Origin of the sequence: Roseicella frigidaeris (assembly GCF_003258945.1) — a bacterium.
Taxonomy (GTDB): domain Bacteria; phylum Pseudomonadota; class Alphaproteobacteria; order Acetobacterales; family Acetobacteraceae; genus Paracraurococcus; species Paracraurococcus frigidaeris.
This window is the reverse complement of record NZ_QLIX01000001.1, coordinates 155,793-168,713: the sequence shown is the minus strand read 5'-3', so window position 1 is coordinate 168,713 and position 12,921 is coordinate 155,793. Positions and strand designations below refer to the sequence as shown.

Genomic DNA, 12,921 nt, shown 5'->3' with positions numbered 1-12,921 from the left:
GGGCCTGCGGCTTTGCGGCTTCTCTCGTTTACGACGAGACGCTGTCCTTCAGCAGGCCCGCCCAGACGGCGAGGATCATGCCTTCCAGGTCGTCATCCTCGCCGACCACGACGCTGAAAATGCCGAGCAGCTCGGAGAACTCCCGGACGTCGAGATGGCCGCGCGCCTGCAGCGCGGTCGCCAGCATCGTCAGGGCCTTGCCGTTGGCGCCGATCAGCGCGCGCTCGACCTTCGACAATCTCGGCCGTGATCGCCTGCGGCCGAGCATCGCCAGCCAATCGCGCCACGGCGTCCGCGCGCCGTCCTTCACCGCCGTGTTCATCGTTTCCTCCGATCGCCCCGAGCGCCGGGCGATCCGGACACACGCGAACCTGGCGCGCGTGTCTTCCTCTCCAGCCACACCGCCAAGGGCGACTATTATAGTCGTCTTTTGTCAATGCCAGAGGCTTTGCGCGGCGAACGCATCCAGATCGGCCCGGTCGCCGCGCCCCGGGGCGACGGCCAGAAGAGAGTGAGAGGGAGGACCGGATTTTCGTGACGGGTTGGAGGTCGAGAGAGGTTCTCGGCCGCCCGTCGCGGAGTAATCCCGATGGCTACTGCAATTCAGAAGATCGTCCTGTCGTCCTCGCGCGACATCCCCTTCAACAAGCTGGTGCTCAGCCAGTCCAACGTCCGGCGCGTGAAGGCCGGTGTCTCGATCGAGGACCTGGCGGCCTCGATCGCGCGTCGCGGCCTCATCCAGAGCCTCAGCGTCATCCCCGTGGTCGATGCCGAGGGCCAGGAGACCGGCATGTTCGAGGTGCCGGCCGGCGGCCGCCGCTTCCGCGCGCTGGAGCTGCTGGTCAAGCAGAAGCGCCTCGCCAAGATCGCGCCGGTGCCGTGCGTCGTGCGCAAGCGCGACGACGGGGTCCTGGCCGAGGAAGTCTCGCTGGTCGAGAACATCGACCGCGCGCCGCTCCACCCGCTGGACCAGTTCCGCGCCTTCCAGGACATGCGGGTGAAGGGCAAGACCGAGGAGGAGATCGCCGCAGCGCTCTTCGTGCCAGTGCAGGTGGTCAAGCAGCGCCTGCGCCTCGCGGCCGCATCGCCCACCTTGCATGAGGTCTATGCGGAGGACGGCATGACGCTCGACCAGCTCATGGCCTTCACCGTCACTGACGACCACGCCCGCCAGGAAAAGGTCTGGGACGCGATCAAGGACGCCTGGTCGAAGGAGCCGTATCAGATCCGCCGCATGCTGACCGAGACGACGGTGCGCGCCTCGGACAAGCGTGCCGTCTTCGTCGGCGTCGAGGCCTATGAGCTGGCAGGCGGCATCGTCATGCGCGATCTGTTCCAGTCCGACGATGGCGGCTGGCTGCAGGATGCGGCGTTGCTCGATCGGCTGGTCGGCGAAAAGCTGAAGGCGACGGCCGAGACGATCGCCGCCGAGGGCTGGAAGTGGATCGAGGTCGCGGTCGGCTTCCCCTATGACGCTACGCGCGGCCTGCGCGAGCTGCAGGGCGAACCGCTGGACCTGACTGCCGAGGAACAGGCCACGATCGAGGCGCTCAACGCCGAATACCAGAAGCTCGAGGCGGAATATGAAGGCGCCGACGAGCTGCCCGACGAGATCGACCAGCGGCTCGGCGAGATCGAGACGGCGCTGTCGGTCTTCGAAACCCGTCCCGTGCGATTCGAGGCCGACGACATCGCCCGCGCGGGCGTGTTCATCAGCATCGCCCACGATGGCAGCATCGCCATCGATCGCGGCTATGTCCGGGCCGAAGACGAGGTTCCCGAACCCGACATCGGGGCCGACGGGGGCGAGACCGAAGGCCGCGCGAGCGAGCCGGGTGCGCCGGCCGTGCAGCGCGCCGTCATCACGATCGGCGGCCAGCCCGTCGAGGCGGACGACGACGAGGACGACGCGATCAAGCCGCTCCCCGAGCGCCTGATCATCGAGCTGACGGCCTATCGCACGCTGGCGCTGCGCAACGCCGTCGCGGAGAACCCGCACGTCGCCATGACCGCGCTGCTCCACAAGCTGGTGTCGGACACCTTCATGACCCGCATGTATACGGGCGCCATGGAGGCCGGGGTGAAGCACGTCTTCTTCCCGGCGCAGGACGATGGGCTGAAGGACAGCCCGTCCGCCCGCGCGGTGCAGGACCGTCACGCCGCCTGGGCCGGCGACATCCCGAAGGACGACGATGCCCTGTGGGACTGGCTCGCGGGCCTGGACGACGCCAGCCGGATGGCGCTGCTGGCGCATTGCGTCAGCTACGGCGTCAACGCGCTCTATGAGCGGCCGAACCCGCACAGCGCCGGCGGCGTGTCGCAGCACACGCTCGACATGCGGCTCGCCCAGGCGGACCGCCTGACTAAGGCGACGGGGCTCGATCTGGTGGAGGCCGGCTGGCGCCCGACCTTCGGCAACTACCTCAACCGTGTCACCAAGCCCCGCATCCTGCAGGCGGTTCGCGAGGGCGTCGGCGAGCAGGCCGCGCAGCTCATCGACCACCTGAAGAAGGGCGACATGGCCAAGGAGGCGGAGCGGCTGCTCGCCGAGACCGGCTGGCTGCCCGAGCCGCTGCGCCCGATCGACGATGCCGAGGCGTCCACGCCGGAGGTCGAGGCTGGCGGCGAGGACGACGATGCGGCGCTGCCCGCATTCCTCGCCGGCGACGACGAGGACGTCACGGCGGAGGCCAACGACGACGAACCGCACCTTGTCGCAGCCGAATGACGAGCACCCGGAGCGGCTTCGGCCGCTCCGGTCCTTTCTCAGATCGAAGGAGCATCGCCATGTCGCGATCCGACCCGTCGCCCCGCCGCGTCGTCTTCCAGTACCTCGTTCCCGTGCTTGTCGAGATCGAGGACGGGATCGTCGGCCGCGTGACGATCATCGACGAATCCCCGGTGCGCGACCCCGTCGTCGTCGAAGGCGATCCCGCTTATCTCGCCGACGCCATCCGCGCCGCCGACGACGGCCAAGCATGGCCATCCTGGCAGTTCGGCTACTAGCCGCACCACCCCGAACCCACTCCGAGCCCGGCCCGAGCGCCGGGCTCTTTTCGTTTCCGGAGCCCGCTATGACCGCTTTCTTCACCCGCTATTCCTGCCTGCTCGACGTCGGCACCTCCGCTAATGTCGCCCGGGCTTTCGACATCTACGCCGCCTTAATGGCCGAGAACGGCCGCGAGGACCCGCCGGCCGAGCCGTTTCATCTGTCGGTGACACCCGATCACGGTGCGTCGCAGCTCTGGCTGCGCGATCCCGGCACCGCAGATCAGCAGCTTGCGATCACCTTCGTGACGCGCTGCGCCGAGACCTTCGGATTGACCGGCCGCTGGGGGTTCCAATGGGCCGGCATCGCTTCCACTCCCGTAATCGACGGCTTCTCGGGCGGCGCCCATGTGCTCGATCTCGCCACCGGCGAGACGATCGCATGGACGAGCACCGGCCGCTGGCTCGCCGACCGGCTTTCCGAGGGAGGCGCGCGATGAGCATCCCCGCCTATGCCCGCGCAAACTTCCAGACGCTGCTGCGTGCCGCGAACAGCGGAGACCTGGCGCTGATGGAATGCACCGACTTAGCAACCGGCGAACCGCGCTACGTGATCTGCGCCGTCGGCCGCGATGACGACGAGTTCGTCTTCACACCGTTCGGCCATCTCGCCGATGGCAATCCTTTCGAAATCTACAGCCCGCCGGACGCGTCGACATAGGTGAGCGCGCTCAATGTCCTCGCACGCCGCTACCAGACCGCAACTTCCCACTGCCCGTTGACGCGGGCAAATCCGATTGGCCGGTTTTGCGGGCTCGCGTTCGGCCTGGTCGGATCGAGCACGATCTGCGTCATGCAGGTCACGCCCGGACCGACCCCACCCGGCGAGCAATCGCCGAGCTTCAGCGTCGCGTTCGCCAGCGACGTGCCCGTGAACAGGCGATGGCGCCGCACGGCCGCGGTCGCTTCGTCCTCGCTCGGCTGTGCGACGCCGGCGGCGACGGCCGGAGATGCAGTGACCGGCGAGATCACCGGCCTGAGCACGAAGCCCGCACCGAAGCCGACAGCCAGACAGGCCGCGCCGAGGATGCCAATCGCACTGCCCTTCATCTCGCCTCCGATGCTCACTCAGCCGGCGCGGCACGCGCGAATGGTGCGAGGCGCCGCGGCTTGTTTTCCTACGAGAGCTTAGCGCCCCATCCGCACCGCCGGAAGCCGGTGCGACAGGTCGGGTTCCGGCCGCGCCAGAGTGAGAGGGTGGCCGGGACGGGTTTGAGCCCGTCCGGTCGAGAGAGAGCGCCGGGCCGGCTTGCCCTTGTCCCGCTCTCCGAGGTTCTCCCGATGCTCCATGCTCCGATCCCCGCCGCCGAGGCGGCTTCGCTTCCGCTTGGCTCCTCCGCGCCGCCGGCCGCCGCCATCCTCGCCGCCGCCGAACGCATCCTCTCCCACCTCGAACAGGGCCGCACCGTCGATGCCGCCATGCTGCGCAGCGCCATGGACGACGCCTTCGGCGCGTCCGACACAGCCGGCGCGTGGGACTGGAAAGCCGCCTATGACGCCTGCGAGGTCGCGACCGTCCTGTTCCTACGCAAATACGGAAAGACGCTTTTCCGCAAAGCTGGGCCGCCGGCTTCACGGCTCTCCGCCCTAACCAAGATCGTCGGACTGCTGCCGACGCACACGCGCCGTTCAGAGGAGGCGCAGGCCCTCCAGCAATTCTCGACGCCGATCCCGCTCGGTCTTGCGGCGCTGACGGCGGCAATATTGACCCCGGCCGACCGCGTGCTGGAGCCGTCCGCCGGCACCGGGCTGCTTGGCGTCCTCGCCGAGACCGCGGGCGCATCGCTCATCCTTAACGAGCTGGCAGAGACCCGCGCCGATCTTCTCACCTCTCTTTTTCCGGCCACGCCCGTGACGCGCTTCGACGCCGCCCAGATCGACGACCATCTCGATCCCGCCGCCATGCCGAGCGTCGTCATCATGAACCCGCCATTCTCGGTGATGGCGAACGTCTCCGGGCGCGTTGCCGACGCCGCCTATCGGCATATCTCCTCGGCGCTCGCCCGTCTCGCCGATGGCGGGCGGCTGGTCGCCATCACCGGCGCCAACTTCTCGCCGGAGCTTCCAGCCTGGCGGGACGCCTTCGTGCGCCTGCAGGGACGCGGCCGCGTCGTGTTCACCGCTGCGATCGCCGGCTCGGTCTATGCCAAGCACGGCACGACCATCGAGACCCGCCTGACCGTCATCGACAAGGTGCCGGCCGAGGACCCTGAGCATTTCCCGGATTCCGCCGGCATCGCACCCGATGTCGCGACGCTGCTCGGCTGGATCGAAGCGCAGCTTCCCGGCCGCCTGCCGGTCCCGATCGCGCGTTCCGCCGCGACACCGGCCAACACGCCGCGCACGGTGCGAGGCTATCTCGCGCGTGCGGAGACGGCCCAGCGCGCCCGTCTCATCGCCCAGCCCGAAGGCGTGCCGCTTGCCTATGAGACCATTGACTGGACGCCGCCGGAGAGCGGCCGCCTGTCAGACTCGATCTACGAGACCTATGCGCTCCAGTCGATCCGCATCGACGGCGCACAGCCGCACCCGACCAAGCTCGTGCAGTCCGCTGCCATGGCCTCGGTCGCGCCGCCGCAGCCGAGCTACCGGCCGATGCTGCCGGCGCCGATCGTCGCCGACGGCATCCTCTCCGACGCCCAGCTCGAGACGGTGATCTATGCCGGCGAGGCCCATTGCGAATATCTCGCCGGGGGCTGGACCGTGGACGAGACTGGCGATCTCGTCACCGCCGCGCCGGACGATGCCCCGAACGCCGTCCGCTTCCGCCGTGGCTTCATGCTCGGCGACGGCACCGGCGCCGGCAAGGGCCGCCAGTCCGCCGGCATCATCCTCGATAACTGGCTCCAGGGCCGCCGCAAGGCAGTCTGGATCTCCAAGTCCGACAAGCTGCTCGAAGACGCCCAGCGCGACTGGTCGGCGCTCGGCATGGAACGCTTGCTGGTCACGCCGCTGTCGCGCTTCCCTCAGGGTACGTCGATCCGGCTGCCCGAAGGCGTCCTATTCACCACCTATGCCACGCTACGGTCCGACGACCGCGGCGAGAAGCTTTCGCGGGTCAAGCAGATCGTCGAATGGTTGGGCTCCGACTTTGATGGAGTGGTCATTTTCGACGAGTCCCACGCGATGCAGAACGCCGGTGGCGGCAAAGGAGAACGGGGTGACGTCGCCCCGTCGCAGCAAGGCCGTGCGGGCCTTCGGCTCCAGCACGCGCTCCCGAACGCCCGCGTCGTCTACGTCTCGGCGACCGGCGCCACCACCGTCCACAATCTCGCCTATGCCCAGCGCCTCGGCCTGTGGGGCGGTGAGGATTTCCCCTTCGCCAACCGGGCCGAATTCGTCGAGGCCGTCGACAATGGCGGCGTTGCGGCGATGGAGGTGCTGGCCCGCGACCTGCGCGCGCTCGGCCTCTACACGGCGCGCTCGCTCTCCTATGACGGCGTCGAATACGAACTGGTCGAACACCAGCTCACCCCCGAGCAGACGCGCATCTACGATGCCTATGCTGGCGCCTTCGCCATCATCCACAATCATCTCGATGCGGCGATGCAGGCCGCCAACATCACCGGCGACAGCGGTACGCTGAACCGGCAGGCGAAGTCGGCCGCGCGCTCGGCCTTCGAGAGCGCCAAGCAGCGCTTCTTCGGCCATCTGCTGACCAGTATGAAGACGCCGACGCTGGTCCGCTCGATCGAGCAGGACCTAGCGGCCGGCCATTCCGCCGTCATCCAGATCGTCTCCACCGGCGAGGCCCTGATGGAACGACGCCTGGCCGAGATCCCGACCGAGGAATGGGGCGACGTCCGCGTCGACATCACACCGCGCGAATATGTCCTCGACTATCTCGCCCATTCGTTCCCGGTACAGCTCTACGAGCCGTTTTCCGACAGCGAGGGCAACCTGTCGTCGCGGCCGGTCTATCGCGACGGTCAACCCGTCGAGAGCCGCGAGGCTGTCGCCCGGCGTGACGAACTGATCGAACGGCTCGCATCGCTACCGCCGGTTCCTGGTGCGCTCGACCAGATCGTCCAGCGTTTCGGCACGGACGTTGTCGCCGAGGTGACCGGCCGCTCGCGGCGCGTCGTGCGCAAGGGCGATCGGCTCGCCGTCGAGAACCGGGCGGCCTCCGCCAATCTCGCCGAGGCGGCCTCGTTCATGGACGACGACAAGCGTATCCTCGTTTTTAGCGACGCCGGCGGCACCGGCCGCAGCTATCACGCGGACCTCGCTGTCCGAAACCAGCGCCTGCGCGTCCACTATCTGCTGGAGCCTGGCTGGAAGGCCGACGCGGCGATCCAGGGGCTCGGCCGCACCAACCGGACCAATCAGGCCCAGCCACCACTGTTCCGACCGATCGCCACCGACGTGAAAGCCGAGAAGCGCTTCCTCTCGACCATCGCGCGGCGGCTCGACACGCTCGGCGCCATCACGCGCGGCCAGCGCCAGACCGGCGGCCAGGGCCTGTTCCGGCCCGAGGACAATCTCGAATCCCACTACGCGCGCGATGCGCTGCGCCAGCTCTACCTGCTGCTCGTGCGCGGCAAGGTCGAGGGATGCTCGCTCGATCGCTTCGAAACCGCCACCGGCCTCAAGCTGATGGACGACAACGGCATCAAGGACGAGCTGCCGCCGATCACCACTTTCCTCAACCGGCTGCTGGCGCTCACCATCGAGTTGCAGGGCATCCTGTTCACCGCCTTCGAGCAGCTCCTGACGGCGAAGATCGAGGGCGCGATCCGCAGCGGTCACTATGACGTCGGGCTGGAGACGCTGCAGGCCGAGAGCTTCGTGGTCACCGACAGTCAGGTGATCCACGTCCATCCCGGCACCGGCGCGGAGACGCGGCTCCTGACCATCACGCGCCGGGAGCGTAACCGACCCGTCACGCTGGCCGCTGCGCTCGACCATCTCTCCGATCCGCGCGCGCGGCTCTTGGTCAACGGTCGCTCCGGCCGGGCCGGGGTCCAGATGCCGGCCCCGTCGATGATGCTCGACGATGGCGAGATCGAACGCCGTGTCTGCCTGATCCGGCCGATGGAGCAGCATTATGCGCCGCTGCGTATGATGGACGAAAGCCACTGGGAGGAAGCCGATCCCGATCGCTTCGCAGCGGCTTGGGAGACCGAGCTTGCCGACATCCCGGACTTCTCCGACAGCACGATCCACATCGTCGCCGGCCTGCTGCTGCCGATCTGGAAGCGCCTGCCGGACGAGTCGACCCGGGTCTACCGGCTTCAGACCGATGCAGGCGAGCGCATTATCGGCCGCCGCGTCTCGCCGGCCTGGGCTGCGAACGCCACCTCGCAGGGGGCGAGCACGTTGAGCCCGGAACATGCTTTCGCCGCGCTGATGGAGGGGCGCACGATCCTCGATTTGGCCGAGGGCCTCCAGCTTCGCCGCGCCCGCGTTATGAGCGCCTATCGCCTGGAGCTGACCGGCTTCACCGAGGCGATGCGCGAGCGGCTGCGGGCCTATGGCCTGTTCAGCGAGATCATCTCCTGGAAGCTGCGCTTCTTCGTGCCGGCTGACGCCAGCGGCGTGAGCATACTCACCAAGCTGCTCGACACTTATCCGGTGGCGCGCATCTCCGAACGGGAGGCCGCGTGATGTCGCGTCACGACGCTTCCGATCTCGCGCAGCGTCTCGGCCGGCAGGCTGAGGCGGTGTGCCGCCATTACCTCTCCAGCGGGCGGCGCGAGGGGCGCTACTGGCTGGTCGGCGACGTGCGCAACACGCCCGGCCGCTCGATGTATGTGCGGCTCAAGGACTCACCGAAAGGTCCGGCCGGCAAATGGACCGACGCCGCGACCGGCGAGCATGGCGATCTTCTCGACGTGATCCGGGAGAGCTGCGGCCTCATCGACTTCAAGGATGTCGCCGACGAGGCACGGACCTTCCTCAGCATGCCGCCGCCCGAGCCGATGCCGGCAAACCCGCGTCAGGCGCCTGCGCCGCACGGATCGCCCGAGGCGGCCCGCCGCCTGTTCGGCATGTCGCAGCCGATCACGGGCACGCTCGTACAGTCGTACTTACGCGAACGCGGCATTACGGATTTACGCGGAACCGGAAATCTGCGCTTCCACCCGCGCTGCTATTATCGGCCCGACGAGCATTCTCCGACCGAGACCTGGCCGGCGATGATGGCCGCCGTCACAGACCTTGGCAGCAAGATCACCGGGGCGCATCGGACCTGGCTCGACCCACGACGCCGCGACAAGGCGCCGCTCGACACACCGAGGCGTGCGATGGGCGATCTTCTCGGCAACGCGGTTCGCTTTGGCACGGGCGGCGAAGTCATGGCGGCCGGCGAAGGCATCGAGACCGTCCTGTCGGTCAGGCAAGTCTTGCCCGACATGCCGATGCTGGCGGCGCTCTCCGCAGCCCATCTCGCCGCCATCCTGTTCCCGGACACGCTGCGGCGGCTCTATATCCTGCGCGACGACGATCCAGCCGGTGACGGTGCGCGCGACAGCCTGGTCGAACGGGCGAACGCGGCCGGGATCGAGGCGATCGTGATCTCGCCCCAACGCGGCGACTTCAACGAGGATCTCCGCACCCTCGGCATCGATGCGCTCAGAAGCCAGACCCGGATGCAGATCGGGCCGCAGGACGTGGCGCGCTTCATGGGTCTGGCGGCATAGCCGGCAGGAGGAGGGTGGCGGCGATGCCGCCATACCCGTCCGGATGCCCCATACAATTGAGAGGACCGCGCCTCGGCCTTCGAGAGGGCGATCGGCCCACAGTCGGGCCGGCCCGGCAATGGCGGCGGCCGACTATTTTCCGGCGGCGCGTGCCGCGCCTTTCCATCGCGAGGCAAAATAGCCGGCCTTCGCCATCCTCCGCTGACGCTCCGGCCCTGCGCTGCGCTCCGGGTGCAGGGCCGGCCCGCCGGTGGGCTTCGTCGCCATGAAGGCCGCGACGGTCGCGGTCCTAACGACGGAGCATCCCATGGACGACCACGACGACTTCGAACCCCACCACGAATCCTCACCCACCGACCATGTTCTCAACGAATTGCAGCTCCACGGCTACCGGCCCTTCGCCGATGAACCGGACCAGCGGCTTCTTCCGGACGGCAACGCGGTCGCGGGCGCCGTCGCCGACATCTTCGACGCGCTGATCGTCACGCTGGAAGACACACGCCTCGAACCCGATCTCGACGATCTCCTCTGGTCGACCGTCAACGTTTTCCATCGCGCCACCGAACGGATCGCACGCGAGCTCGACGATAACGAGCAGGCTCAAAAGCGCTCGCAGCGAGAACAGGACGGCAGCGAGGTGAAGTCGGTCGAACTCGAGCGCCAGATCGCCGAGGGCAAAACGCTCATCGAGCGCCAGGCCGCCTTCGAGCTGATGCGCGACCAGGCCGCCGAACACTACGAACGGCACGTCGGCAAGCCCTGGCTTCCGCGCAGCGGATCGAAGGTCAACCATCGCAATCTCACCTCGGCGATGATCGACAGCCGCGACTTCCTGATGGCGAAAAAGCGTGCCGATCAGGAGGTCCTTCTTCCTCCCGGCCCGAAGATCGTCCTCACCGGCGGGCTCGACTTCAACGATCACCGGCTCATCTGGGCCAAGCTCGACCAGGTGCTTGAGAAGCACTCCGACATGGTGCTGGTACACGGCAAGTCGCCGAAGGGCGCTGAGAAGATCGCCTCGCTCTGGGCGAAGAACCGCAACGTCCCACAGATCGGCTTCGCGCCCGACTGGACGAAGCATGGCCGCGCAGCGCCGTTCAAGCGCAACGACGAGATGCTGGAGATCGTGCCGAAGGGCGTGATGCACTTCCCGGGCACGGGCATCAACGACAACCTGGCCGACAAGGCGAAGAAGCTCGGAATCCCGGTCTGGAAGTTCGGCGGCGCGTGAGCGCCGTCAGACTTCGCAATACTTGCCGATCACGAGTATTGTTATGCGGCCGAATATCACGAAGGAAAAGCCTCTGAAGCTCGACCTGGATCTTCCGGCGCGCACCGAACCGCTCATCATTCCCTGGCCGTCGCCGGGAATGCCCGGCGGGTTCCTTCAGTTCGACGATCCGCAGACATGGCGGAAATTCATCGTCGGGCTCAGCATCGACGAGCGCATTCCGGACATCGTGCGCGCGAAGTTCGCGCGCGCGCAGATACTCTACCTCCTGGGATGGGTCGACCGCGACGTGCTGAAAGCCGGCGAACTTGCGGCGCTGATCGCCCTCGCACTCGCCACGATGGACCGGTACGGCGGCCAGATCCCGAAGAATGGCCGCACCTTCGCGACGCTGCTGAAGCACGTGGTGGATTCCGACGGCCTGACCGACACGCACATTCCGATGATCGTCCGCACCGGGGGCACCGCGATCGGGTTCGTCACCGGCGAGGCGAAGCCCAGCCTGAGCCAGCGGCGCAACGGCATGGCCCATGGCGATCAATTCGACGGCTGCCGGTCGTTGGACTGCTCGAGCTGGTGCGCGACCTGATCAACTATGCCTACCGCGATATTGGCGACGCCCCGGCATGGCGAATGCAAGTGCTGCCCGACTGACGGGACAGGACCGGCTCCCGACGCCGAGCACCACACCCGCTTTTATGCGCTGATCCTTGGTCAGACTGGTCGCTTGGCGCCATCAACCCGTAAAGGGTCGGCTATGCGAGCATGCCGCCGCTGCGGCTGCGCCTGCGCGGTGATTGCAGCGACCAGTCCGACACTTCGGGCGCCTGTCAGCGGGGGATGGTCCTCCGCTCGAAACAGGAGCCGGATCGATGTCCCTCAAGCAAGCGAACGCCTTCGCCTTCAGCCTCGCCACCTCGCTGATGGCCGCTATCGTCATCTTCCAGGCCGGCGACGGCACCCATTCAGTCACGCTCGCCAGCGAATATGACGGCGACGCCGCAGCGATTGTCCATGAGATCGATCCTTTTGCCTGACCGGGGCAACCCCGTCCGCCGAAGCGGAAGTCCCCCGGGATTTCCGCTCCCGGCGCACTCGATCTTAAGCTATAGTGCGGTCGCGCCGTGGTGGTGGTGGCAGGCGCAACCGTCAGACCTTTTGGCACGGAGGCCACCACTATGATCATCCTCGCAATACTCGCATCTGTCGCGGCCATAGGCGGGCTTTGCTGGCTGTTGTTCACGCTGGCCGTCTTTGCGCTGCCGGCCTTCGTCGGCTTCGCCGCAGGCGCCTGGGCCAACGGCACCGGCGCCGGCATTGCCGGCGCGATCCTCGTCGGCATGGTCGCCGCGGCCGTCACGTTCGCGGTCGGGCAGCTCCTCATCACCTTCGCAAGGCCGATGTGGCTGAAGCTCGGCGTCGCCATCGTATTCGTCGCACCCGCCGCCGTCGCGGGCTTCCACGCCACCCATGGCATCGTGAAGCACCTGATGCCCTCGGACGTTTGGCAGATCACTTTCTCCGTCATCGGGGCCATCGCCGTTGGCATCACGGCCTTTGCCCGGGTCGCAGGAATGGCAAAGGCCAGCGGCCCCACCAGCCGAGACCTTGCGCGGGCCTGACGTCACCCATGCCTCATGGTGCGGACCAGGGCGACGATCGGGGCAGGCGTCCCCGTCAGGAGAGTGGGCGGTTGCGGGGCTTGGAAAGCGGATCGTCGTTCGGCCCTGAGAGCGACCCACGGCGTGCGCTGGCGAAGCGTCAGCCGTCGTAGCGGAAACCGAGATTCGTTGATGCGGGGACTTCCGCCGGAGGCAGGCCGGGTCAGGATGCCGTGATCGGCCCGGACAGAGGACGACAGCTCGCCGGTGAGGTTCGCGGCGATGTCATCTTGGCGGCAGCGGCGGGGCGCCATCTCTCCCTTTCTGCCCGTCACGCGACCGCTCCAAACGGCCTCTCTCATGGCCTGATCTGGCCGAAGGCCGGCTTCGCCTCGATCGC

At 67.6% G+C, this 12,921-nt stretch carries 12 protein-coding genes; 10 read left to right on the top strand and 2 right to left on the bottom strand.

Features of this window, described 5'->3' with window-relative positions; translation table 11 throughout:
• Positions 1 to 28: 28 nt before the first annotated feature.
• Complete coding sequence (locus DOO78_RS00800) at positions 29 to 322, bottom strand: hypothetical protein (RefSeq protein ID WP_099957458.1); 294 nt, start codon at positions 320 to 322, stop codon at positions 29 to 31.
• 267 nt (positions 323 to 589) lie between these two features.
• On the opposite strand from DOO78_RS00800, the gene DOO78_RS00795 reads away from it, so the two are divergent.
• The 4 genes from DOO78_RS00795 to DOO78_RS00780 all read left to right on the top strand — a co-directional run bounded on the left by DOO78_RS00795 (position 590) and on the right by DOO78_RS00780 (position 3,709).
• The gene (locus tag DOO78_RS00795) at positions 590 to 2,728 is read left to right on the top strand and encodes a ParB/RepB/Spo0J family partition protein (protein WP_111467819.1); all 2,139 of its coding nucleotides are present in this window, start codon (positions 590 to 592) and stop codon (positions 2,726 to 2,728) included.
• 59 nt (positions 2,729 to 2,787) lie between these two features.
• A complete protein-coding gene (locus DOO78_RS00790) occupies positions 2,788 to 3,006 on the top strand; it encodes a hypothetical protein (RefSeq protein ID WP_099957456.1) in 219 nt (72 codons plus the stop codon).
• A gap of 68 nt (positions 3,007 to 3,074) precedes the next feature.
• Entirely contained in the window at positions 3,075 to 3,488 is a 414-nt protein-coding gene (locus DOO78_RS00785; protein WP_099957455.1) for a hypothetical protein, read from the top strand.
• On the top strand, positions 3,485 to 3,709 hold the full coding sequence (locus tag DOO78_RS00780) for a DUF6117 family protein (protein WP_099957454.1): 225 nt from the start codon (positions 3,485 to 3,487) through the stop codon (positions 3,707 to 3,709). The genes DOO78_RS00785 and DOO78_RS00780 overlap by 4 nt, the downstream gene beginning before the upstream one ends.
• Positions 3,710 to 3,738: 29 nt before the next feature.
• On the opposite strand, the gene DOO78_RS00775 is transcribed toward DOO78_RS00780, so the two are convergent.
• Complete coding sequence (locus DOO78_RS00775; RefSeq protein ID WP_099957453.1) at positions 3,739 to 4,098, bottom strand: hypothetical protein; 360 nt, start codon at positions 4,096 to 4,098, stop codon at positions 3,739 to 3,741.
• Positions 4,099 to 4,329: 231 nt separating this feature from the next.
• Between DOO78_RS00775 and DOO78_RS00770 the strand changes: the two genes are divergently transcribed.
• From DOO78_RS00770 to DOO78_RS00750, 6 genes are all read left to right on the top strand, one after another.
• Complete coding sequence (locus DOO78_RS00770) at positions 4,330 to 8,655, top strand: strawberry notch-like NTP hydrolase domain-containing protein (protein WP_111467818.1); 4,326 nt, start codon at positions 4,330 to 4,332, stop codon at positions 8,653 to 8,655.
• Positions 8,655 to 9,689, top strand: coding sequence for a DUF7146 domain-containing protein (locus DOO78_RS00765; RefSeq protein ID WP_111467817.1), 1,035 nt, complete (start codon positions 8,655 to 8,657; stop codon positions 9,687 to 9,689). Before DOO78_RS00770 ends, DOO78_RS00765 begins: the two co-directional genes overlap by 1 nt.
• 307 nt (positions 9,690 to 9,996) lie before the next feature.
• The gene (locus DOO78_RS00760) at positions 9,997 to 10,920 is read left to right on the top strand and encodes a DUF2493 domain-containing protein (protein WP_099957450.1); all 924 of its coding nucleotides are present in this window, start codon (positions 9,997 to 9,999) and stop codon (positions 10,918 to 10,920) included.
• Between the two features lie 43 nt (positions 10,921 to 10,963).
• A complete protein-coding gene (locus DOO78_RS00755; RefSeq protein WP_207802739.1) occupies positions 10,964 to 11,509 on the top strand; it encodes a hypothetical protein in 546 nt (181 codons plus the stop codon).
• A gap of 283 nt (positions 11,510 to 11,792) precedes the next feature.
• A complete protein-coding gene (locus tag DOO78_RS27275; RefSeq protein WP_164712595.1) occupies positions 11,793 to 11,957 on the top strand; it encodes a hypothetical protein in 165 nt (54 codons plus the stop codon).
• Positions 11,958 to 12,098: 141 nt separating this feature from the next.
• Positions 12,099 to 12,542 (top strand): hypothetical protein, encoded by a 444-nt coding sequence (locus DOO78_RS00750; protein WP_111467816.1) that lies wholly within the window; start codon positions 12,099 to 12,101, stop codon positions 12,540 to 12,542.
• Positions 12,543 to 12,921 lie beyond the last annotated feature (379 nt).

Bases quoted from the DNA above. Each gene is read 5' to 3' on its own strand.
- DOO78_RS00800 (WP_099957458.1), bottom strand. From the start codon at position 322: ATGAACACGGCGGTGAAGGACGGCGCGCGGACGCCGTGGCGCGATTGG.
- DOO78_RS00795 (WP_111467819.1), top strand. From the start codon at position 590: ATGGCTACTGCAATTCAGAAGATCGTCCTGTCGTCCTCGCGCGACATC.
- DOO78_RS00790 (WP_099957456.1), top strand. From the start codon at position 2,788: ATGTCGCGATCCGACCCGTCGCCCCGCCGCGTCGTCTTCCAGTACCTC.
- DOO78_RS00785 (WP_099957455.1), top strand. From the start codon at position 3,075: ATGACCGCTTTCTTCACCCGCTATTCCTGCCTGCTCGACGTCGGCACC.
- DOO78_RS00780 (WP_099957454.1), top strand. From the start codon at position 3,485: ATGAGCATCCCCGCCTATGCCCGCGCAAACTTCCAGACGCTGCTGCGT.
- DOO78_RS00775 (WP_099957453.1), bottom strand. From the start codon at position 4,098: ATGAAGGGCAGTGCGATTGGCATCCTCGGCGCGGCCTGTCTGGCTGTC.
- DOO78_RS00770 (WP_111467818.1), top strand. From the start codon at position 4,330: ATGCTCCATGCTCCGATCCCCGCCGCCGAGGCGGCTTCGCTTCCGCTT.
- DOO78_RS00765 (WP_111467817.1), top strand. From the start codon at position 8,655: ATGTCGCGTCACGACGCTTCCGATCTCGCGCAGCGTCTCGGCCGGCAG.
- DOO78_RS00760 (WP_099957450.1), top strand. From the start codon at position 9,997: ATGGACGACCACGACGACTTCGAACCCCACCACGAATCCTCACCCACC.
- DOO78_RS00755 (WP_207802739.1), top strand. From the start codon at position 10,964: ATGCGGCCGAATATCACGAAGGAAAAGCCTCTGAAGCTCGACCTGGAT.
- DOO78_RS27275 (WP_164712595.1), top strand. From the start codon at position 11,793: ATGTCCCTCAAGCAAGCGAACGCCTTCGCCTTCAGCCTCGCCACCTCG.
- DOO78_RS00750 (WP_111467816.1), top strand. From the start codon at position 12,099: ATGATCATCCTCGCAATACTCGCATCTGTCGCGGCCATAGGCGGGCTT.